15 protein-coding genes and 2 pseudogenes are annotated in these 19,475 nt (G+C 62.5%); 2 read left to right on the top strand and 15 right to left on the bottom strand.

The features are described from left to right. Positions 1–133 precede the first annotated feature (133 nt). The 13 genes and pseudogenes from ACFFDA_RS11115 to ACFFDA_RS11055 form a co-directional block, all read right to left on the bottom strand. Positions 134–691 (bottom strand): hypothetical protein, encoded by a 558-nt coding sequence (locus tag ACFFDA_RS11115; protein ID WP_404479196.1) that lies wholly within the window; start codon positions 689–691, stop codon positions 134–136. 67 nt (positions 692–758) lie between these two features. Next, positions 759–1,112: an IS66 family insertion sequence element accessory protein TnpB gene (gene tnpB, locus ACFFDA_RS11110; RefSeq protein ID WP_404479195.1), complete on the bottom strand. Its 354-nt coding sequence runs from the start codon at positions 1,110–1,112 to the stop codon at positions 759–761. Beyond that, positions 1,109–1,567, bottom strand: coding sequence for an IS66-like element accessory protein TnpA (gene tnpA, locus ACFFDA_RS11105; protein ID WP_404479194.1), 459 nt, complete (start codon positions 1,565–1,567; stop codon positions 1,109–1,111). Before tnpA ends, tnpB begins: the two co-directional genes overlap by 4 nt. 358 nt (positions 1,568–1,925) lie before the next feature. Beyond that, positions 1,926–3,033: pseudogene (locus tag ACFFDA_RS11100) on the bottom strand (IS110 family transposase). A gap of 120 nt (positions 3,034–3,153) precedes the next feature. After that, positions 3,154–4,248, bottom strand: a complete 1,095-nt coding sequence (locus ACFFDA_RS11095) for a TIGR03032 family protein (RefSeq protein ID WP_404479193.1) — start codon at positions 4,246–4,248, stop codon at positions 3,154–3,156. A 52-nt stretch (positions 4,249–4,300) separates the two neighbouring features. Beyond that, positions 4,301–8,359, bottom strand: a complete 4,059-nt coding sequence (locus tag ACFFDA_RS11090) for a beta strand repeat-containing protein (protein WP_404479192.1) — start codon at positions 8,357–8,359, stop codon at positions 4,301–4,303. A gap of 754 nt (positions 8,360–9,113) precedes the next feature. After that, positions 9,114–9,221, bottom strand: a pseudogene (locus tag ACFFDA_RS11085) (IS66 family transposase zinc-finger binding domain-containing protein); the annotation flags it as partial. 652 nt (positions 9,222–9,873) lie between these two features. Next, the gene (locus ACFFDA_RS11080) at positions 9,874–10,488 is read right to left on the bottom strand and encodes a hypothetical protein (RefSeq protein WP_404479191.1); all 615 of its coding nucleotides are present in this window, start codon (positions 10,486–10,488) and stop codon (positions 9,874–9,876) included. A gap of 24 nt (positions 10,489–10,512) precedes the next feature. Further along, positions 10,513–10,806, bottom strand: coding sequence for a hypothetical protein (locus ACFFDA_RS11075; RefSeq protein WP_404479190.1), 294 nt, complete (start codon positions 10,804–10,806; stop codon positions 10,513–10,515). Positions 10,807–11,235: 429 nt separating this feature from the next. Further along, complete coding sequence (locus tag ACFFDA_RS11070; RefSeq protein WP_404479189.1) at positions 11,236–11,778, bottom strand: hypothetical protein; 543 nt, start codon at positions 11,776–11,778, stop codon at positions 11,236–11,238. A 560-nt stretch (positions 11,779–12,338) separates the two neighbouring features. After that, positions 12,339–13,268, bottom strand: a complete 930-nt coding sequence (locus tag ACFFDA_RS11065) for a cation transporter (protein WP_404479188.1) — start codon at positions 13,266–13,268, stop codon at positions 12,339–12,341. Continuing rightward, positions 13,265–13,696, bottom strand: coding sequence for a hypothetical protein (locus ACFFDA_RS11060; RefSeq protein WP_404479187.1), 432 nt, complete (start codon positions 13,694–13,696; stop codon positions 13,265–13,267). Before ACFFDA_RS11060 ends, ACFFDA_RS11065 begins: the two co-directional genes overlap by 4 nt. A gap of 102 nt (positions 13,697–13,798) precedes the next feature. Continuing rightward, the gene (locus ACFFDA_RS11055; protein WP_404479186.1) at positions 13,799–14,224 is read right to left on the bottom strand and encodes a DUF3597 domain-containing protein; all 426 of its coding nucleotides are present in this window, start codon (positions 14,222–14,224) and stop codon (positions 13,799–13,801) included. Between the two features lie 143 nt (positions 14,225–14,367). On the opposite strand from ACFFDA_RS11055, the gene ACFFDA_RS11050 reads away from it, so the two are divergent. Next, positions 14,368–14,925 (top strand): DUF4142 domain-containing protein, encoded by a 558-nt coding sequence (locus ACFFDA_RS11050; protein WP_404479185.1) that lies wholly within the window; start codon positions 14,368–14,370, stop codon positions 14,923–14,925. A 314-nt stretch (positions 14,926–15,239) separates the two neighbouring features. On the opposite strand, the gene ACFFDA_RS11045 is transcribed toward ACFFDA_RS11050, so the two are convergent. Together ACFFDA_RS11045 and ACFFDA_RS11040 are read right to left on the bottom strand one after the other, a co-directional pair. Continuing rightward, on the bottom strand, positions 15,240–16,133 hold the full coding sequence (locus tag ACFFDA_RS11045) for an SDR family oxidoreductase (RefSeq protein WP_404479184.1): 894 nt from the start codon (positions 16,131–16,133) through the stop codon (positions 15,240–15,242). Beyond that, positions 16,130–17,956 carry a glycoside hydrolase family 15 protein gene (locus ACFFDA_RS11040; protein WP_404479183.1) on the bottom strand — a complete coding sequence of 609 codons (1,827 nt, stop codon included), beginning with the start codon at positions 17,954–17,956 and terminating at the stop codon, positions 16,130–16,132. The genes ACFFDA_RS11045 and ACFFDA_RS11040 overlap by 4 nt, the downstream gene beginning before the upstream one ends. 348 nt (positions 17,957–18,304) lie before the next feature. On the opposite strand from ACFFDA_RS11040, the gene ACFFDA_RS11035 reads away from it, so the two are divergent. Continuing rightward, on the top strand, positions 18,305–19,441 hold the full coding sequence (locus tag ACFFDA_RS11035; RefSeq protein WP_404479182.1) for a Gfo/Idh/MocA family protein: 1,137 nt from the start codon (positions 18,305–18,307) through the stop codon (positions 19,439–19,441). The last annotated feature ends 34 nt before the right edge of the window (positions 19,442–19,475 follow it).

Raw genomic sequence — 19,475 nt, 5'->3', positions numbered from 1 at the left:
CCCAGTCCTCCTCCCCGGAAAACCGATGCATAGCGGCCACCACGACCATCACAGGCACCCGGCAAAGAGTGCCTCCGGTGTGTCGGGACCGGCTACGGGCTACGCCCTACGCCGATCCCGACACACCGGATTCTCATCTTGATTGTCGCGCTTTCTCGTCCAGAACGCCGCGCAACACGGGGACATATTCCAGCACTTCGGTCACGTCTTCGCCAAGCTTGCCCATCGTGCCCCCACAGGCGGAGCAGCCGTCGGCATCCGGCGCTGCGTGCATAACCTCATCGCGAGGAAGGTGGTCGGGCAGTGGTGCACGGCGAGGCTTGCGAGGGGCAGCCTTGGTCGGGGAATCTTCGGGCGCATGGCCCTCGATCACACACTCGGCGTGGGCATGCTCGGCCTCGAGATCCTCCAGCGTCAGTTCGAGCTGATCGGCCTGAAGAGTAAGGCGTTCCGACGACTGACCGAACTTCATGCGCCGGAGGCGGGCCAGTTGGACCTTGAACTTCTCGATCTGCAATGCCGTCAGCAGAATCGAGTTCTGGGCCGTCTCGAGCTTCTCGCGGGTCTCGTCATGGGCCGCCCTTTCAGCCTCAAGCGCTTGCTCTGAAGCCGCCAGACGTGCGCGCATCGCCTCGGCAAAAGCGCGCAGTTCTGCGGGATCAACAGGAAGTTCGAGATCGTCGGGAGACACGCTTCCCGATAGCAAAATCCGTCCTTCTGCCCAAGCAGAAAGCCCCGGAAATGCGGCGATTATCGCGTCAAATCTGCACCGGCAGGCGGGGCGGATCAGGGGGCACTGTGCGCCGCCAATCCATTGCTTCAATCAGCAGCGCAAACTGCGCCGGGGTCAGCACGACCCCGCCTTCGATGAGCGGCGGCCAGACGAAACGGCTGCGTTCCAAACGCTTGGCGAACAGGCAAAGCCCGGTCCCATCCCAATGCAGCGCCTTCAGGTAGTTGCCGCTCTTGCTGCGAAACAGGAAGACATGCCCGCCGTAGGGCTCGACCGCGAACAGGGGGCGGACCAGCGCCGCCAGACCGTCGAAGCCGAGCCGCATGCTGACCGGCTTGCTCGCGAGATAGACCTTCGTTCCTGGCGCCAGCGAGATCACGAGACATCCCGGAATGCGCGCAGCACGCGGGCCAGCGCCTTCTCGTTGACATAGCTGTCCACTGACAGGCGAACGCCGCTGGGCAGGTCTATGTCTATCGCGCCGGGGCGGGCACCGGGGTGTGGGCGGATCAGTTCCTCCGGCGCTGACGGCAGCGGCGACGAAGCAGGTCGCGGCGCCTTCTGGGTCTCGGGCACCGCTGGCGCAGCTGAGGCCTCCGTCGTTATGATTGCGCCGTAGGGAATGAACTCAAGCGCCTCACTGGCAATGGCTGCTGCCTGGCGGCGCGCCGACCGCCAGTTATAGATCAGGCTCTCGGCAATCTCATGGCGCTCAGCCACCTGACGGACCGATACGCCGTCCGCATCTGCCTCGGCAAGGATCGCCGCCTTCTCGGCATCCGAAAACTTCCTGCGCCGTTCGGTGCGTGCGATGATCTCCACCCGATCCTTCACTTGGCCTCCTTCTAGAGTCCAGAAAGAGACTCCTTAGCGGAGGTCCATCAGCGCCGAGCCGAAATGCCGCAACACGCCCGAGGGCGGACGCTCTGATGTCCGTTGTCAACTCGGTAGACGCGAGGATTGGGCCACGGGTTGTGGCGGCTGAATGTGGCCGCGTACAGGTGGAGGTGGGATCGTTAGACCGTGGGTGATCAAGCTCTGATGCGCGGATTGGATACCGCAGTTCCGAGTATGCGTCCGGGGCTGATCCGTTCTTACTGCGGGCGTCGGCTAGGCCGGCCACAAAACGTCCGTCGGATGTTCCCCTGCCGATGATCCCACCCCCGCCTGTACGCGGGGTCGGTGGCAGATGTCAGGCTGGTTGGGCTTCGCGGGCTGCTGCCCACATGAAGCCAACCAGTTCCCTTGCGACCGCAGTACACACAACAGTGCTCTTCTTGCCCTTGGCCGTGAGGGCGCGGTATCGCGCGGAGAGGCGGCTCTGGGCTTTCCAAGCGATTTCACGGACGGCAGGCGTCGTTTTCTCCAGCAGGTAGAGCTTCCTCGCTCCAACCTTGGGGGCATAGCGATAGCTCCAGGCGCTCTCGACCAACAACTGGCGCATCCGGGTATTGCCGGCCTTGGTTATGCCTCCTCGTCTCACCGTATCACCGGTTGAGCGCTCGCTTGGCACCAGCCCGATGTAGGATGAGCTACCGGGGATTGTCGAAACGCCGCATGTCACCGATCTCGGTGACGAAGGTGATCGCCACGATGAGATCGACGCCCCGCAGCGCTTGCAGGGCGCGCACGACCGGCTCCAATTCCCACTGGGGGAGAAACTCCTCGATTGCGTGCTCAAGGCGAGCCACACGCTCCTTGGCGACGCGCACGGCATCAACCATTTCCTGAAGCGGAATCTGATGCGCAGGGTGGTCAAACCGTTGCTCTTGCAGCCATTTGAGGTGCCGTGCGCCCCATGTTTTCTTGCCCGGGTAGCTCGTCCCGTGCTTCAGAAGCAATGCGCTGACCTGCTGGCGATGTACGCGTAAAATCTCAACTGCTGCGGTGCGGGCACGTATCAGATCGCGGATCGCTTCATGGGCTTCATCCGGCACCCAGACTGCCGTAAGTTCCCCAGCGCGCAGCAGCTTCGCCAGTTCAATGGCGTCGCGCCGGTTCGTTTTCACTCTGTCCCCGGCGCGTTTGGGTATCAATGAAGGTGCGATCACCGTGCATGGATAGCCCATCGATGTAATCTGCCTGTATAGCCCGTAGCCAGTCGGTCCCGCCTCATAGCAGAAATGCAATTGCTGATGCCGGCTTGCGAGGCGCTGCACCATTCGCCGCATCGCTTCGGGGGTAGCAGCCAGCTCACCCAGATAGCGCACCTCGCCTCCGCGCTCCCCATCCGCCACAGCGACGGCATTCCGTGCTTTTGCGACATCGATACCGACGAAGACTTCTGTAGAATGTTCCACGGCTCGTCCTCCTGTGATGAGGATCGACTCGGCCCGTCCGAGGAACCCTCGGATGCGCAGTGTAGGGCGAGCCACTCAAGGCGCGCAGACGGACATACGGTCTTACGCTTATTCGACCTTTTAGCGAGAGGGGCGTCCGAAGGTCGGCAACGCTATTCGTGGGTTAAAGCATATCGTTTCCATCAATTCCCTGGACGTGGTTCCAAGGGACATCGGAGCTGCTATCAATGGTAGCATTGCCACGTCAAAGAGCTCGGTGATGTCGCCTTCCAGGCGAAACCACTCAACAAGTTGCCCTGTAGACAGATCAATGATCATCACGCCGCACCATGGGGCCAGCCCGCGTGACTGAAGTTCAGCGTCGAGTGGCAATCCCGCGAATGTTCCATACCGGGGTTTGGAAAGAGTAATCAAAGCGAACCCGTCGTGAATTTCAAGGCCGCGCATAAAGCCGGGAACGAAGGCCAGGTCGGTGCATGATCCGTCATTCGGATCGACTTCAACGATATAGCCGCGGCCTGAATCCAGTACAACGACCTTATCGCCTACCGCTCTGGGAGAGTGCGGCATCGAGAAGCCATCGGCGACGACGCCTCCCGTCTTGACATCGATAAGTAGCCCGCCATCCGCGCGATGCTCGCGCCACTTTCCAGGTTCATTCGTCGCGGCAACTACCGTCACATATGCCGGTGTTCCATCGAGCATGGCCAGCCCGTTCAGATGGCATCGATCCCCAGCAGCAAGTTCCGATATGAAGCCGGGCATCCATAAAGGGCGGAAGCTGTCGACGGGATCGAGCGTTGCAAGGCACGAGTAACTGGTGTTCGCGAAGATCACCTGCCCGGCAGCATCGACCCCCAATTCATGAATATCGAGATCACCGGTGGTGTGGGCATTGCGAGGAACGAAAACGGCATCGAAGCGATCGTTGCCGACTTGACCTGGCCGGAGCATGTTCTCCAGGCGCCATAACTGGAATTTGCTCGCGAGATACAATCGCCCTTGGTCCCAGCACAGGCCCATGGCCTGAGAGTAATTCTGCTGGTTCAGAGATATCCCGCCATCCGGCATCAATCCTACCAGAAACAGTTGCCCTGTCTGGTAGGATGTGAAGCCGAACGACATTCTGTGCCGTCGCATCCAGTCGGGAAGCCCTGGCGATACGATGAATTCTGTGTTCGGGGGCGTGGCCCCTGCATTTTCGGCATGGGCCACTGGCACAATCCTTTAACGGGATTGCGCAGGTTATGCGCAATCCCGGAATTTATCAGAAGCGAATTCGAAGACCGGCGCGGCCGCCGGCACCTTCGATGTCCGAACGGCGAGCGCTGTTATCGCTGAAGGACTTGATATAGGTCCCTTCGATGAACCCGCTGACCCCGCCGACCTGGGCGATTTCCACGCCCAGCTTAGCCTCACCATAGTCGCCCACCCGATTGTTGCGATAGGTGAGGGTCTGGCCGCCGCTCACGAAAGTGACGCTGTCGCGTCCCTTGAACTCGTGAACGTAGTTGCCGCCAGCATAGATCGACGCCTTCGCGCCGAACATGTCGATCTGGGTGCCGAGACGTGCGCCGGCGCGCCCGCGAAGTCCATCGGCATCGTTGAAGTCGACGGCAACGCCCTGCGAGGCAAAGCTGTCGAAGTCGGATTTGACGTAGGACACGCTCACCGCCGGTTCGGCGAAGAAGCTGTCGTTACCGAAGCGGAGCCCAGCTTCGACACGACCGCCGTAGGCATCGCCCTTCGACTTGTCCCGGAAGCCACCGCCGGTGCTGCGTGCATCGGCCCAGTAATAGTCATACTTCGCCAAGCCGTTGATGAAGACGTTGCCGCTGGTGAAGCTGCCATAGATACCCGCGTTCACGACATCGAAGCTGACGCGATCAGCCGAACCATCGAACTGCATCGACGACGAGATGTAGCCGCCGGTCACGCCGAAGGCGAAACCGCCACGCTCGCCGCTGCCTCCGCCGATGTCGAGGCCGACCTGCCCGCCGAAGTAGTCCTGCTTGTAGCCCGTGTTCACCGCACGTGTGGCGCCGAACGCGGTGAAGTTGCCGCCATTGCCACGATCTTCGACGGAGCCATGCATCTGGACCCAGATCTTGCCGGTGGTCTCACCCTCGCCTTCAGCCCAGAGCTGGTCGCGGCGAGCCTGCAGTTGCGCACTGACGACATCCGCCGACTTCAGCCAGAGGCTGCGGACGCCTTCGACATAGTTCAGGGTGCGGAAGGCCGCATCGCTCGGTCCACCTACGAGGCTGTAGGAAAAGTCGGTTGAGTTGTAGACGACATCGTAGCGAACGAGACCAGCGTCCATTCCGCCACCGGCACCGCCGAGGTTGAAGGCGTTCGCCGAAGATGCGGCGCCGGCCTGAACGACGATCGTACCGGGATTGAACAGAGCCTCGGTTCCGGTCTGACGCAGAAGGATGGTGGTGCTACCGGTTGCGCCAGCGCCCAGAACCAGACGATCCGAGGCGCCGGTTCCAAGGTTGGCGTCCAGTCCGAGCTGGGAAGCGCCAGTGCCGGTGAAGGCACCCGGAACGACCAGCCTGTCGCCGATGACGCCATTGCGAAGATCGACGAGACCAGAGTTGTTGACCTGTTCCAGCCCGGTCAGCGTCACCGTTCCGGCGGTCGTACGGCCGGTGGAGAGTGCCACCGTGCCGGTGTTGTTGAACACGTCGGTGCCGGCGCCGAAGTCCGGGTTTTCAGCCAGGACGAAACGACCGCTGTTGTTCACAACGTCATTTCCTGCAGTAAGCATGATGTCGCTGCGCAGGGTGCCGCTGTTGTTGATGGTCGCGGGCCCGCCGGTGACGGCGATCGTGTAGCCCTTCTGGGCCCCGCCCAGCACGCCTGCATTGTTGATCGTGGCGCCGTTGACGGAGTTTCCGGTGATCAGGTTGCCATTGACCGACGCGATCGTGCCGTTGGCGGTTACGTTGACGTTAGCCCTGTCGCCGGCACTGACGAACACGGCGTCGGCACCGGTTCCGGTGGTCGACACTGCGCCGCGTACGGTCGCAGATGCATCGCCGGTAGCCGTCACGTTGACTGCGCGCGACGTTGCGCCCGTGGACGTGACGTTGCGGACGTCCGCGCTGGCATCGCCGCCCGTGGCGATGACGACGACGGCGTCGGCAGGGCCGCCGTAAAGCGCCTGGCCGGCCATCGCGGCCGTGCCGGTCACGACGACGCTGGCGTTGGCACCCTGCGCATAGATCGCGCTGCGGCTCGTTGCAGTATCAGCCGCATCGGCCGCTACTGTCGAGACGTTGTTGGCCGAGACCGCGACGTCGCCGGTTGCCGAAGTGGCGTAGATGCCAAAGCCGCCACGCCCCGTGGAGGCGACATCCCCGGTGGTGGTCACATTCACGGCGCCGGTGTCGGAATAGCCGTAGATCGCCGAGGAGATGGCCCCCGTCGCCGTGACATCGCCGCCGGTAATGTTGACGTCCCCGCCAGTCGAGCCTGCGATCACGCCCGTCGAGAAGGTGCCCGAGGTCGAGACCTCATCGAAATCGACGGTGCTGCCGCCCGCGCCGGAGATCGCCTGGATGCTGGCGGCGTTGAAGCCGCTGGTGGCCACGGTGGTAGCCGAGACCGCAGCACTGCCGTTACGCGCGGTGGCATAGATGCCCTGTGCGCCATCACCGTTGGTGTTGACGGCGCCGGTGGTGGTGACGCTGACATTGCCGGTGTCACTGTTGGCGGCGACGGCAATGGCATTGCTGCCGGTGGTGGTGACAGGACCGGTGGTGACGATCACGTCGCCTGCGGCCGCACTGGCGTTCACGCCGCGTGCGCCGAGCCCCGCAGTGCTGATTGACCCGGAGGTCACAGAGACATTTCCGGTACCTGCGGCGGTCGCGGTGATGGCGGTGGAATTGGGCAGGAAGAAGAAGCTGCCGCCGTCGAGGCCAGTGGTCGTGACGTTGCCGGTTGCAACCGTGACATCACCATCAAGGCCACCGATCGCACGGACGCCGCCGGCGAGCGAACCTGAGGTCGAAATGTCACCGATCGTCACCGAGATGGGACCGGTGGTGCTGAGCGCATCCACGGCATTCGCGTTTGCGCCGCTGGTCGTGACGCTCCCTGCGCCGGTCACAATGACGCCTTGGTCGCCGCGAGCATAGAGCCCGAAGCTGTCGTCCCCCGTGGTCGCTACGGCGCCATCGACGTTGATCATGGCCATGCCGCCGGTCGCCGAGACATTCACAGCATCGCTGTCGGTTCCGGTGGAAGTGACATTGTTCACGTCGGCGCTGGCATCGCCATTGGTGGCGATGACGGTAACGGCGTCGGCAGGGCCGCCGTAAAGCGCCTGGCCGGCCATCGCGGCCGTGCCGGTCACGACGACGCTGGCGTTGGCGCCCTGGGCATAGATCGCGCTGCGGCTGGTGGCGGTATCAGCAGCATCGGCTGCGACAGTCGAGACGTTGTTGGCCGAGACCGCGACGTCGCCGGTTGCCGAAGTGGCGTAGATGCCAAAGCCGCCGCGCCCCGTCGAGACGACATCGCCGGTGGTGGTCACGTTCACCGCGCCGGTATCCGAATAACCGTAGATCGCCGAGGAGACGGCCCCAGTCGCCGTGACATCGGCGCCGGTGACGTTCACGTCCCCTCCGGTCGAGCCTGCGATCACACCGGTCGAGAAGGTGCCAGAGGTCGAGACCTCGTCGAAGTCGATGGTGCTGCCGCCCTCGCCGGAGATCGCCTGGATGCCGGCGGCGTTGAAGCCGCTGGTGGCGACAGTGGTAGCCGAGACCGCAGCACTGCCGTTACGCGCGATGGCATAGATGCCCTGTGCGCCATCGCCAGTGGCGTTGACGGCGCCGGTGGTGGTGACGCTGACATTGCCGGTGTCGCTGTTGGCGGCAACGGCTATCGCGTCGCCGCCGGTCGTGGTGACCGGGCCGGTGGTGACGGTCACGTCGCCTGCGATTGCACTCGCATTCACGCCGCGTGCGCCAAGACCGGCAGTGTTGATCGACCCGGAGGTCACCGAGACATTGCCGGTCCCTGCAGCGGTCGCGGTGATGCCGGTGGAATTGGGCAGGAAGAAGAAGCTGCTGCCGTCGATGCCAGTGGTCGTGACGTTGCCGGTAGTGACCGTGACATCGCCATCAAGACCGCCGATCGCGCGGACACCGCCCGCGAGCGAGCCCGACGTCGAAATATCGCCGATCGTCACCGAAACGGGGCCTACGGTGCTCGTGAGTTCGACCGCGTTCGCATTCGCGCCAGAAGTCGTGACGGTCGCGGAGCCTCCATCGAGAGCGATCGCTTCTGCGCCCGAGGCGTTGATGAACACACCGCGTGTTCCAGAAGCAGTAGTGGAGACCGAAACGTCGTCATCCAATTGGACAGTCAAACCATCGGTTTGTGCAGGATATGAAATACCCGACGCGTAGAGATTTCCCGCCGCGCAGACCACGGTCCCGCCACCTGCTGCAGGGACACCGCATTCGTTGTCGGCAAAAGCCGGGGATGAAAGACCCGCCAACCCCATGGCAATCGGCGCAAGAGCGCTGCCAAGCTTGAGGCGAGCGCCAACGGACGCTGACGCGCCGTTTCGTGAATTCGTCGATTTCATGACCTGCTCCCTGGGCGAAACCGTTTCGTCGCATCTCGTAACTGTTGCGCGGTTTCGCCTACGCTCAGCACCACTCGCCCGATTTTTCGGTCAAGCAATGGTGATACTACGAGGGCGCTCTTTCGATCCCGATCGACTTGATAATAAATAAAATTTTCGCCTGAAACTTAAAGTCTTTTACGACGTTCGAGAGTTGCCTTGGCGCCCTGAGCCATTCCTATTCGATTTCGGGCATTCAGCCGATTCTTCAGTTCCGGCCTAAGACCCGAAAGCGGCGACACGCCACCGATGATTGCGGCCAGCCCCTTGCAGACGATTAACCGCCATTAAAGGCCGTGGGGCAGCGAGTTGCTTACGGTTCGGGGGTGGGCGGTGTTCACGGCAGGAGTATAATTTGATGAGGCGGCGCCGAGATATAAGCGCGGTGCTCACGCCACGACGGTCCGCGGCATGAGCCCGCCAACGGCCCTTACCGCGGGCTGCGCCTGAGCAACACGCGGAAGGTGGTCGGCACGACGTCGAGACGCTCAGCCACGTCCTCGCCGATGTGGTGGAATGCGCCGCCGCAACAGGGGCAAGCCTTCTCATCTAAGTCTACGACCCGAACGAGCAGACCTGCGGCGCCATATCCTGCCGCCGCCCCATGCCGGTGAACACCTCAAAGCTCGTCGCCCGGCTAGCCAGCATCATCACATGGCATCGCCATAGCAACACCGACCTCCACCCGATCAGGGCGCAGAGATTCGGCGCTGCGCTTCAGCCCCGCAAGATGGACTATAGCACCGTTTACGCCGGGATCCGTGGCCTGCCGCTTGAGAGCCTTTCCGCCGACCCCACACCACGCCGGTTGTGAGCACGAACGTCAAGATTGCGGCGGCGGCGGCCGGCGCCTATTGCAGGACTTCCCCTGTGGCGTGCCGCCGGAGTGGTGCTGCGGTAACTATCGTTGCCGTCCGTATCCAATGTGCCGACTTTCCGGGCTAACATGCGCGGGCAATGTATGGCCTATTGAGCTTAAACATTCGAGGCGATGATGGCTATCCGAGATGTTAAGCCACCACCTCGTTGATCACGCTTGTGCCGAGCCGAAGGAAGAGATGCCGCCTATTCCTCGGTCGCACGCCACCATATCGCGAGGTTATCTTAAAATCCCCTTCGCTCGGAAGATACGAGCGAAGGGGCAAACCGCGTGGACAGGACGATGTCAGATTATCGTGGCCCTCAGCGAGATGTCAGCGGCGGGGTAGCCCGTGAATCTCGCGATCCCGTCCAATTTCCTCTGGCGTGTATGCGGCAGCGTTCTCATCGAAGCCATTCCAACCGGAACTGCGATAGCTCGCGCCGCGCTGTGTTATGTCGACCGAAGAAACTCGATCAAGCACCGCTTCCGCGCGTGCGACATCGGCATCGGCCACCTTCGCGCTGACCAGTTTTCCGCCGCGGCGTACGCCCTCGGAATACACGTGGGCATCCTCCTCGGAGTGCCCTGCATTCTTTAATGCTCCAACAATGCCTCCCGTAGCCGCGCCGCCGGCAGCTCCAATTCCAGCGCCCACGGCAGTTGCGGCGAGCCAACCCGCCGCCACTATCGGACCGAGGCCGGGAATAGCAAGCAGTCCTAGGCCGGCAAGGAGACCGCCTGCCCCGCCCAGAACGGCGCCAGTGGAGGTTCCACGCGTGACGTCGCCGTGGTCGTTTACGCCCTCGTGATCATTGGAATGTTCCCCATGGACATTGTTCGCGATGATGCTGATGTCATCATTGGGAACTCCGATATTTTCCAGTTCCCGGACCGCAGCAGCGGCATCTGAGTAGCTGTCAAAGAGGCGTGTGATGGTTTTGGACATGGTGAATCTCCGAAAGTTTCGAGGTTAATGGACGGTGACGTTGCCCTTATAATCCAAGGCAACGTTGATTTGCCGGGCTCCCTTGAAAGCCTTGCCTTGCCACATCCCGTTCCGGTTCTTCACCAGCTTGCCGATCTTGGTATATCCCGCTTTCGCGATTCGCCCCCGAGCCTGATCCTCCGTAAAGGAATTATGCCCCTTGGCTGCGTGCCGGGTGGTCGCCGCTCTGGGGTCCTTCACCGTCGGGTTATGAGAGTTAGCATAGGCGCTTGGGGCAAGCAGCATCGCCGCGACGGCTGTAAGGATAGCAAATTTCATAAAAGTCTCCTCTCCCCGCCGTCAACGTATCGGTGATGACATAGTTGCTCAGCGCTACGTCAGAGATTAGGCTGCGTCGGTTGCCTGAAAAACGTTAGCAGACGTATCGGTATTCCTCAGCCTCCCCAGTCATGAAATCAGATCTCGGGAGAAAAATGTCGAGGGCCGCGAACACACCGTCATTCAGATGCGGATGATGGATGGTGCGGGTGTGGTAATCGTTCGTGCGCTGCAAAGCATCGGCCGTGAAGAACGCGATTTGCGTTTGGGATTGGGATAGATTGGACCGCTGATCTGCCCTGGACCTTCATGTAAGGGCCCTTTCCAGGGAAGCTGCGGGAAGCCAGTCCATGAGCAGAGCGCGCAAAAGCGCGGTCAGCCATGCGGCGAGCGCCCTCGGATTATGTCCGGCGGCGACTAGGATGGCGTTTATGGCATCGCCGGTGGAACCGGCAAGGTGATTGCGTTTGATCGAACTCTCGGACTTGGTGTCGCCGATGATCGGCTCGATGGCATTCCGGCGTCTGAGTTCGCGCTTGATCGTAGGTGAGGCGATGCCGCGGGTGTGGGCGATGTTGGCCCTGGCCTTTCCGCCATGCTTGTGCCCTCGTAGCCGCAATCGACGTAAGTCCGCTCAACGGTGATGCCGGTCAGGCGCTCGATTTGCTCGATCTGCCCGGAGAGCGGGTGGCCGCCATAGGGGGGCCAGGCAACGCTTGCATTCCAGGGATAAACTGGTAGCGCCCCGGTGCGCGCGTTGGTGACCGCGATCGATGTCTCTACCCCCAACTCATAGCGCGTCCTCGCCTTGCCCTTGGCGATGCATGCCACCTCGGGCGCATGCAAGGCGTAGAGCTTGTCTATACTGTCCGCCTTCTGGATGAGGATTTTCGCCACCCGCTCACGCGCGATGGCGAAGGCGGCCTCGGGTTCCCCATTGCCGACGATCTTGCGGCCGATATCGCGATCCAACCAAGTCCGCAGCTTTCGCACTCAGCGCATGGCCTGCTTGTGTCGATGACCGTGGATCAGCCTCGAGACATCGCGCCGCGCCTAGCGTCCCACGCGCAGGAACGACTGCCGCAGCTTGAGCTCGTGCTTTCGGGCAAGCCGCTTCAACCATCCAGTGCCGCGCATCAGCAGGTGACTGCCGGTGGGATGGGCAATCGCCTTCGTCTGCACCGTCGTATTCACCGTCAAGCGCGGGAGGATCCGAAATTCCGGATCAACCAATGCTCTAGGTGAAATGCGAACGTTCGCACGTGCCCGTCAGGGCCGATCATACGCAGCCCACCGCACCCTTAGCGGGCGAGGAGAGGGCTTCATTCCGCCGGGTATTCGTCCGCTGCAATGGCTATGGAATAAAAGACAGCGGCTGCACCGATGTTTTCAAGGGCAGGACGTCGCCAGTGCCTTCGTCGATCAGGCGGCGCGCAGGCACCGGGTCAGCTGTATGCGGGCGTAGCGGCTCCTGGAGAAGCGAAACACTCAGCGAAGGTCGAGTGATTGGTCGCGGTTTTGCACCAGCTAACTTATGCGGATTCTTCGGTCGGTGGCACGAAACTGATCTGCGCAATGCGCCACGATCGTCCGATGTCTCCTGGCCAGTAATGGCGCGGGTGACGTGGTTCGGAGGGAGGGTGGCGGTCGTGCACCTCCACGTGGATCAAGCGTCCTGTCTCACGTAGACGGACTGTAGCGCCCGGGAACTCAGCACGTATCCGATCGCACAGTGCTTGCGCATCATCAGAGAGCTCTGGACCGGACAAAGCACGCGGAGCACCGTCGACAAGTTCGGCAGTCGCGGAGCGCAATGCTTTTATTCCATCGTCTATGATATCGACCGAAATGATCGCAGCCGCCAGTGAATCCGCCCACCACCAGCCCATCCCAAGGCCGATCACGCCGAACAGTCCAGCTGCGCCTGTCAGCCAGTTGGCCTTGTTCATCAGCGCATCGGTATGCAGCAACTTGTCATTGAGAGCCTGGGCAAGCGGCAGTTCCTTGCGACCGATGATCATCGGCGGCACCAGCGAATAGAGCTGGGCCGCGATCATAAGCCAGCCCAGCCAGATTTCGTGCCCGAAGATGACCATTGATGCGACGGTGGGGTGCTCTGCAGCAACGATTGCGCTGATTGCTTCGTAAAGTAGGATCGCGCCAACCGCCGCCAACGCCGCCGCGGCCACGAAGAAGCCAAGGCCATTGACGCGGTGAAAACCGAAGGGAAAGCGTTTCGACGGCAGCCCCTTGCGCTCGATGCGGGCTGCGAGGAGGAACATCAGCGGCGGCACGAGGCCGAGCGTATCCTCGACCCACGCGGTTTTCATCGTCTGGCTCTGGCCCAAGACCATCCCCATGACGATGATGATTGTGGCGCTCCAGAACAGGTTCCAGTATTCGAGGCGCACCGCTTTGCGCATCGTTTCTTCAAGTTCGGCGGGCAGGTGCGGGTTACTCATTCGTCTGCTCCCGGCCCGGCAACTGCGCGACTGGCTCGCTCGACGGTCATGATCCATCGGTTCTCGCCATTGCGCATCGCTGCCTTGAGTTCAAGTGCGTCCGATTTGCCGCGGGTCCGCAGAGGCGGGGCAAACGCGATTTCGGTCTGCCACGGGGTGTTCGCGGGGAAGTCGCCAAGGGCAACATCGACTTCGCCATCCGCGAGGTGCTTGAGCAAGACTTCGCCCGCAGCATCGACTATGATTGCTTTTGCGTGCGTAGCCGCTTCGAGCTTTTTTACGAGAGATGCGGACTGCGGATCGACTGCCGCATTTGCGTCGGCAAAGCCGATTTTGAACGAGTGGTCGCGTGCTATGCGACCCGATGTGTCCGCCGGATCGCGCGGCAGCGCATTGCACGCGGACACCAATGCGAAACCTGCGAGCAATAGTCTTTTCATGGCCGTCAAAACGCAAGGTTGATGGGCATGTTCCCTGGCGCGACGACGAACCGGGAGTCGCCGCGCCGATGCGATGATTGCGCTGCCAGATCAGTGGCGCAGACTGTCCGGTACCACGCCACCGCTTTCCGCGAGCTTGGCCATGACCGCGCGGTGCAGGGCTATGTTCTGTTCGGCCGAGCCGTCCGCACCGGCATGCACGTCAAGTTCCGTAGCCAGTTCCTTGCGGGCGGCGAGGCTGGAATCGAGGGCCAGCAGTTTGAGAAGGTCAATGATGGACGTCTTGTAGTTACCACCATGGTCCGGTGTCATCCCGGCCATCGCCTCGAGCACCGCGCCCACGTCAACGGCAGCTTGGCGGGCCGCAGGCGCTGTAGGTGCTACAGCGGGCACCGGTGTAGGCGTGGGCGAGGATTGCGTAGGCGTTGGAGCAGGGGTGGCGGGCGATGAAGGGGACGCTTTTGTCGCATCGCCGTGATGGAAAATCTTTTTCACAATATTGCCGAATATGCTCATCTCGTGCTCCTGCGGATCCATGGCGCCTCAGGCAGCCATCTGCACGCTCGAAACGCACGGCGGCAAGAAAAGTCTTCCGGAACGATTTCGCAGTGCGGTCCGTTCATCCGGTAGCTGGCCCTTTCCAACGCGGAGCCAAAACCATGAAGTACCCTTTGCTGTTGGCAGCATCGCTCACCGCCGTCAGTCTTGCCGGTTGCAGCAAGCAAGCCGACCCTGCAGCCGACAAGACTGCGACCGTTGCGCCTTCCGAGGTTGCCACGATCCCCACTGCCGAGCAGACGCCAGACCAAACTTTCGCCAATACGGCCGCAGCCAGCGATACGTTCGAGATTGAAGCGTCCAAACTCGCTATCGCCAAGAGTAATTCGTCAGCCGTCAAGACGTTCGCGAACCAGATGATTGACGCTCACAGCGAATCCACCGCGAAATTGAAAACCGCCGCTGCGGCAGCGAGCCCGGCGATTATGCCAGTTTCCACCGTGACTGCGGCGCAGCAAAGTACGCTCGATATGTTAGGGACAAAATCGGGGGCGGAGTTCGACCATGCTTACGCGCAGGCGCAAGTTACGGCTCATCAAAAGACGCTTGACGTTCTCAAAGCTTATTCCACAAGCGGCGAGGTATCATCGCTCAAGGCGTTCGCCACCGGGCTCGTGCCGACTGTGACCGCGCATCTCAATATGGCGAAGCGCCTCTAGCTGAATATGAGGCCGTGAGCATCCTGTCAGTTATATAAAACAACCTAAAAGGCCTCATTGAGTTCGCTTCTTATGCTGCGCTGCATACCGGGTGAATAAATTAGTGGCCGGTGACGGTACTAGCTTATGCCAATCGCTCATTAGGCAGTTATTTTCGGCACTTGCGCTGTGGGGGCCATGATTGCGCCTAGATAGGAGGCAAGCGCTCCCAACCCTAGTGGTCGCGCATCGTTTTCTGCGATTGAAAATCGAAGGTATCTCCTCGAGACAGCGACGGCAAAGCGCGTAGCCGGCTCGAGAGAGGGTGCCGCCGATCAGGCTATGCCGACGCCGCCGGTTACGCCATAGACTTCGCCAGTGATGTAGCTGCCCTCCTGCGACGCGAGGAGCACGTAGACAGGTGCGATCTCGACTGGCTGGCCGGGGCGGCCGAACTGGCTCTGTTCGCCGAACTTCGTGACCTTTTCCTGTGGCTGGCCGCCGCTCGACTGGAGCACGGTCCAAAACGGGCCCGGCGCCACGACGTTAGCGCGAATGCCCCTTTCGATCAACTGCTTGGCGAGCGCCTTGGTGTAGGCGGCGATACCGGCCTTGGTGGTGGCATAGTCGAGCAGGATATCGGACGGATCGTAAGCCTGGATCGAAGCAGTTGTGATGACCGCGCTCCCTGTGGGCAGGTGCGGCACCGCCGCCTGTGCGATCCAGTGCAGCGCGTAAAGGTTGGTCTTGAGCGTCCTGTCGAAATCTTCGGACGTCAGCTTGGAAATGTCCTCGCGATACTGCTGGCACCCGGCGTTGACGACGAGCACGTCAAGCCCGCCAAGCCCATCGATCGCCTGGGCGACGAGGGTTCGGCACCATTCCTCGTCGGTCACGTCGCCGGGCAAGGCGAGCGCCTTGCGGCCCTCGGCCTCGATCAGCGCGATCACTTGGGCGGCGTCGGCTTCTTCGCTGGGCAGATAGGCGATCGCGACGTCCGCGCCTTCGCGGGCATAGGCGATGGCCACGGCGCGGCCAATGCCGCTGTCGCCGCCGGTGATGAGCGCCTTGCGGCCGGAAAGCTTGCCCGAGCCCTGGTAGCTCGTCTCGCCATGATCGGGCGTCGGCTCCATCTTGGTAGCAAGGCCGGGAGCGGGCTGGGGCTGGCGGGGGAAGGGGGGCTTGGCATACTGGTCGCGCGGGTCCTGCATCGTCAGACGATCGGTCATACGGGGGGCTCCGTTGTGGAAGGTGGGAATGGGTTTGGAAGGCCCTCAGCCGACCGAAGTTCCTGATCCAGCGCCGAAAGCGCCGCGATGTGAGCCAAGTGGGTCAAGCCTTGGGGCAAGTTGCCAAGGAACGATCCCGTGTCGGGGTCGACCATCTCGGGATAGATGCCGACGCCGCGATCGAGCGCCGCGGTCAGGTCATCCAGCCGCGCCCGGGCATCGCGCTGGTCGCCCATCACCGCGCGGGCCTCAGTCATCCAGAACGAGCATGCGAGGAAGCAGCCTTCCTCCGCATCGGCGCCGCTGTAACGATAATGGAATGGCCCCGCGCCGAGTTCGCGGTCGATGGCGTCGAGTGTCTTCTCCAGCCGTTCGACGCCGTCGAATCCGAAACGGACCGCCAGCGTGAGCGAGGCATCGAGACGGTCGCTGCCGGGAAACATCACGAAGGCCTGCTTTTCCTCGCTCCAGCAATGCGCCTCAATCCAGCTGGCGATCCGGTCGCGCTCGCGCAGCCAGCGTTCGCGGCAGGTGGTCGGCAACTGTCCGCCGTCAGCAAGCTCCACCGCGCGGGCGAGCGCCTGCCAGCAGCTGATCTTGGACATGGTGTAATGCTCGGCCTGTTCGAGTTCCCAGATGCCGGAATCGGGCGTGCGCCACACGTCGGCGCAGCGATCGGCAAGATGCGACAGCAATTCCGCGCTCGCGCTGTCGAGGATGTTGCCGCTCTCGACGAAGCACGAGGCGGTTTCGAAGATGTCACCATAAACGCCATGCTGCACCTGATCGGTTGCAACATTGCCCGTGACCACCGGCTGCGATCTGCGGTATCCCGGCAGTTCCCAGTGTCGCAGTTCGGGCACCTTTTCGCCCCCGAGCGTGTAGCAAACGCGCGAGCCTACCTGTCGCAACTGTTCGAGCAGCCAGGTGAACGCGGCCTTGGCTTCGGCCTGTGCGCCGGCGGCGAGGAAGGCCTTGATGGTGTATCCCGCATCGCGCACCCAGGCGTAGCGGTAGTCGTAGTTCTTCGGTCCGCCGATCTTTTCGGGCAGCGAGGTGGTGGCCGCGGCGGCGATGGCCCCGGACGGCGAATAGAGCAGCAGCTTGAGCGCGAGGGCGGAGCGGATGAAGCCGGGGCGGTCCGCGCCCCGGTACGTTATGCCGTCCGCCCAGGTGCGCCACTCCTTGTCGGACACGTCAATCCGCGCATCGATCTCCTCGATGCCGGGCACAACCAGCGGCTCGTCGCGGCCGGCGACGATCGCCACGACCTGCCGCTCGCCCGCAGCGACGGTCACGTGCCCGGTCACGCCCTCGTCGGCCCAGGTATGGTCCACGCCTTCGGTGTGCAGGAACAGGCCGAGCACGCGCTCGACGTGGAACACCGTCTGCCGGCCGATTGTCGAATGATAGGGATTGACGGTGTCGCCCCGCCGTCCCGGCCTCATCGTCAGTTCGAAGCGCACCGTGCCTTCGAGCCCTTCGACCCGGCGCGCAAGTTCCGCCCAGGGCAGGCGGCCGGCGTGGCCGCTGTTGGTGGATTCGACGATGCGCGCGCGTCCCTGCGCGGTGGTGAAGGTCGTCTCCAGCACGTTGCTGTCGCGGCGATAGGCGCGCTCCACAGTGAATGGCGCATCAGGCGTCAGCGCGAAGCAGCCGCCTTGCTCGGCATCGAGCAGGCGATCGAACAGCGGCGGCGAATCCATATTCGGTACGCACCACCAATCGATCGACCCGTCCGCCCCGGACAGCGCGATTGAGCGCCCTTCACCGAGCGCGGCATAGTCTTCGAGCGGCAGGTGCCCATCGGTGCGCCTGCCCATGCGGGGCGGCTCTTCGGAGGATCGGGTCAACGGATACGGGTTCCGGCAAGTGCGTATCGCCTAGCTGAGATAGTCATGCAAGTCTCCGGCGGGCGTTGGGGGTGGCGGCGGCGAGCCGGCGGCGACGAGCAATCCAGGGCGCGACGCATGGCGCCTCAAGGTCGATAATGAGTTCGCTTACCTAATCGACGGGCCGCCAAAAGGTTCGCAGCAACCTGGGAAAACTGCCGGGGAATTGCTTCGCCCCTCGACCGTTGGCGGCGGCGAGCGGGCCGATGCGTGGAACCTTCCGCGTCGCAGCACGGTTACTTCAGGCAAACCCCACATCCCCCATCATGGAGATCGCGAATGAGCATCGCTTCGGCACTTGGCCTGGGCGGCCGCAAGGTGCGTTACGGCATCGTCGGCCTCGGAGACATCGCGCAGGAGGCGCTGATGCCCGGCGTGAAGCACACCGGCAACTCGCGGATCACCGCGCTCGTCTCCGGCGACCGCGAGAAGCTGGGCGCGCTGGGCGAGCGTTACGACGTCGAACATCGCTACGGCTACGAGGATTTTCCCAAGCTCATCGCCTCGGGCAAGGTCGACGCGATCTATCTCGCCACGCCGAACTGGCGACACGCGGAGTTTACGATCCCCGCGCTCGAGGCCGGCATCCACGTCCTTTGCGAAAAGCCCCTTGAGGTCAATTCGGAAAAATGCCGCGCGATGATCGCTGCGGCAGAGCGCGGCGGTGCGTTGCTAATGGCGGCCTATCGCCTGCATTTCGAGCCCGCCAATCTTGACGCGATCTCGCGCATTCGCGCGGGCGAACTTGGCGATCTGGTCGCCTTCACGTCGTGTTTCGGGCAGCGGCTCGATCCCGCCAACCACCGCGCTAAGCACGGGGTCGAGGCGGGGCCGCTTTACGACATGGGGCCCTATCCGATAAACGCCATCCGCTTCCTTTTCGGCGCGGAACCTGTCGAGGTCGTGTCCGCCATCGCGGTCCGCCAGCCCGGGGCGGCGCTGGGCGATCTCGACGACACGTTCGCCGTGACGCTGCGCATGCCGGGGGACCGGCTCGCCCAGTTCACCGTCAGCTATGTCACCGATGCGGTGGACAGCCTTATCATCGCGGGCACCAAGGGCTCGATCCAGATGAGCCCCGCCTATGGCTTTGGCCCCGGACTGGAACAGCATCGCACGTTCGACGGGGACCAGGAGCACCAGACGTTCAAGGCGACCGACCAGTTCGGCGGCGAGCTGCAGTATTTTTCAAAATGCATCCTCGAAGGTCGCAGCGTCGAGCCGGACGGGGAGGAGGGTCTTGCCGATGTTCTCGTGATCGAGGCTATCGTCGCGGCGCTGCGCACTGGCGGGCCGGTCAAGGTTGAGCGTCTCGCACGTACGCGGCGCATTGATCCGGAAGAACAGGAACAACGTCTCCGTGCAGTGCCCACACCCGAGCCGGTGAACAGTTCCGCCCCGGCCACACCTAGCTGAGCTTATCGCTTTCGGTCCTGTGGATGCTCTTCGA

Origin of the sequence: Novosphingobium sp. BL-52-GroH, from assembly GCF_044813085.1 — a bacterium.
Classification (GTDB): Bacteria; Pseudomonadota; Alphaproteobacteria; order Sphingomonadales; family Sphingomonadaceae; genus Novosphingobium.
This window is presented reverse-complemented; position numbering and strand designations above follow the sequence as displayed.

What these genes read in the sequence shown, in the direction of transcription:
- ACFFDA_RS11080 (WP_404479191.1), bottom strand. Translation starts at nt 10,488, where the DNA reads ATGTCCAAAACCATCACACGCCTCTTTGACAGCTACTCAGATGCCGCT.
- ACFFDA_RS11075 (WP_404479190.1), bottom strand. Translation starts at nt 10,806, where the DNA reads ATGAAATTTGCTATCCTTACAGCCGTCGCGGCGATGCTGCTTGCCCCA.
- ACFFDA_RS11065 (WP_404479188.1), bottom strand. Translation starts at nt 13,268, where the DNA reads ATGAGTAACCCGCACCTGCCCGCCGAACTTGAAGAAACGATGCGCAAA.
- ACFFDA_RS11055 (WP_404479186.1), bottom strand. Translation starts at nt 14,224, where the DNA reads ATGAGCATATTCGGCAATATTGTGAAAAAGATTTTCCATCACGGCGAT.
- ACFFDA_RS11050 (WP_404479185.1), top strand. Translation starts at nt 14,368, where the DNA reads ATGAAGTACCCTTTGCTGTTGGCAGCATCGCTCACCGCCGTCAGTCTT.
- ACFFDA_RS11045 (WP_404479184.1), bottom strand. Translation starts at nt 16,133, where the DNA reads ATGACCGATCGTCTGACGATGCAGGACCCGCGCGACCAGTATGCCAAG.
- ACFFDA_RS11040 (WP_404479183.1), bottom strand. Translation starts at nt 17,956, where the DNA reads ATGGGCAGGCGCACCGATGGGCACCTGCCGCTCGAAGACTATGCCGCG.
- ACFFDA_RS11035 (WP_404479182.1), top strand. Translation starts at nt 18,305, where the DNA reads ATGAGCATCGCTTCGGCACTTGGCCTGGGCGGCCGCAAGGTGCGTTAC.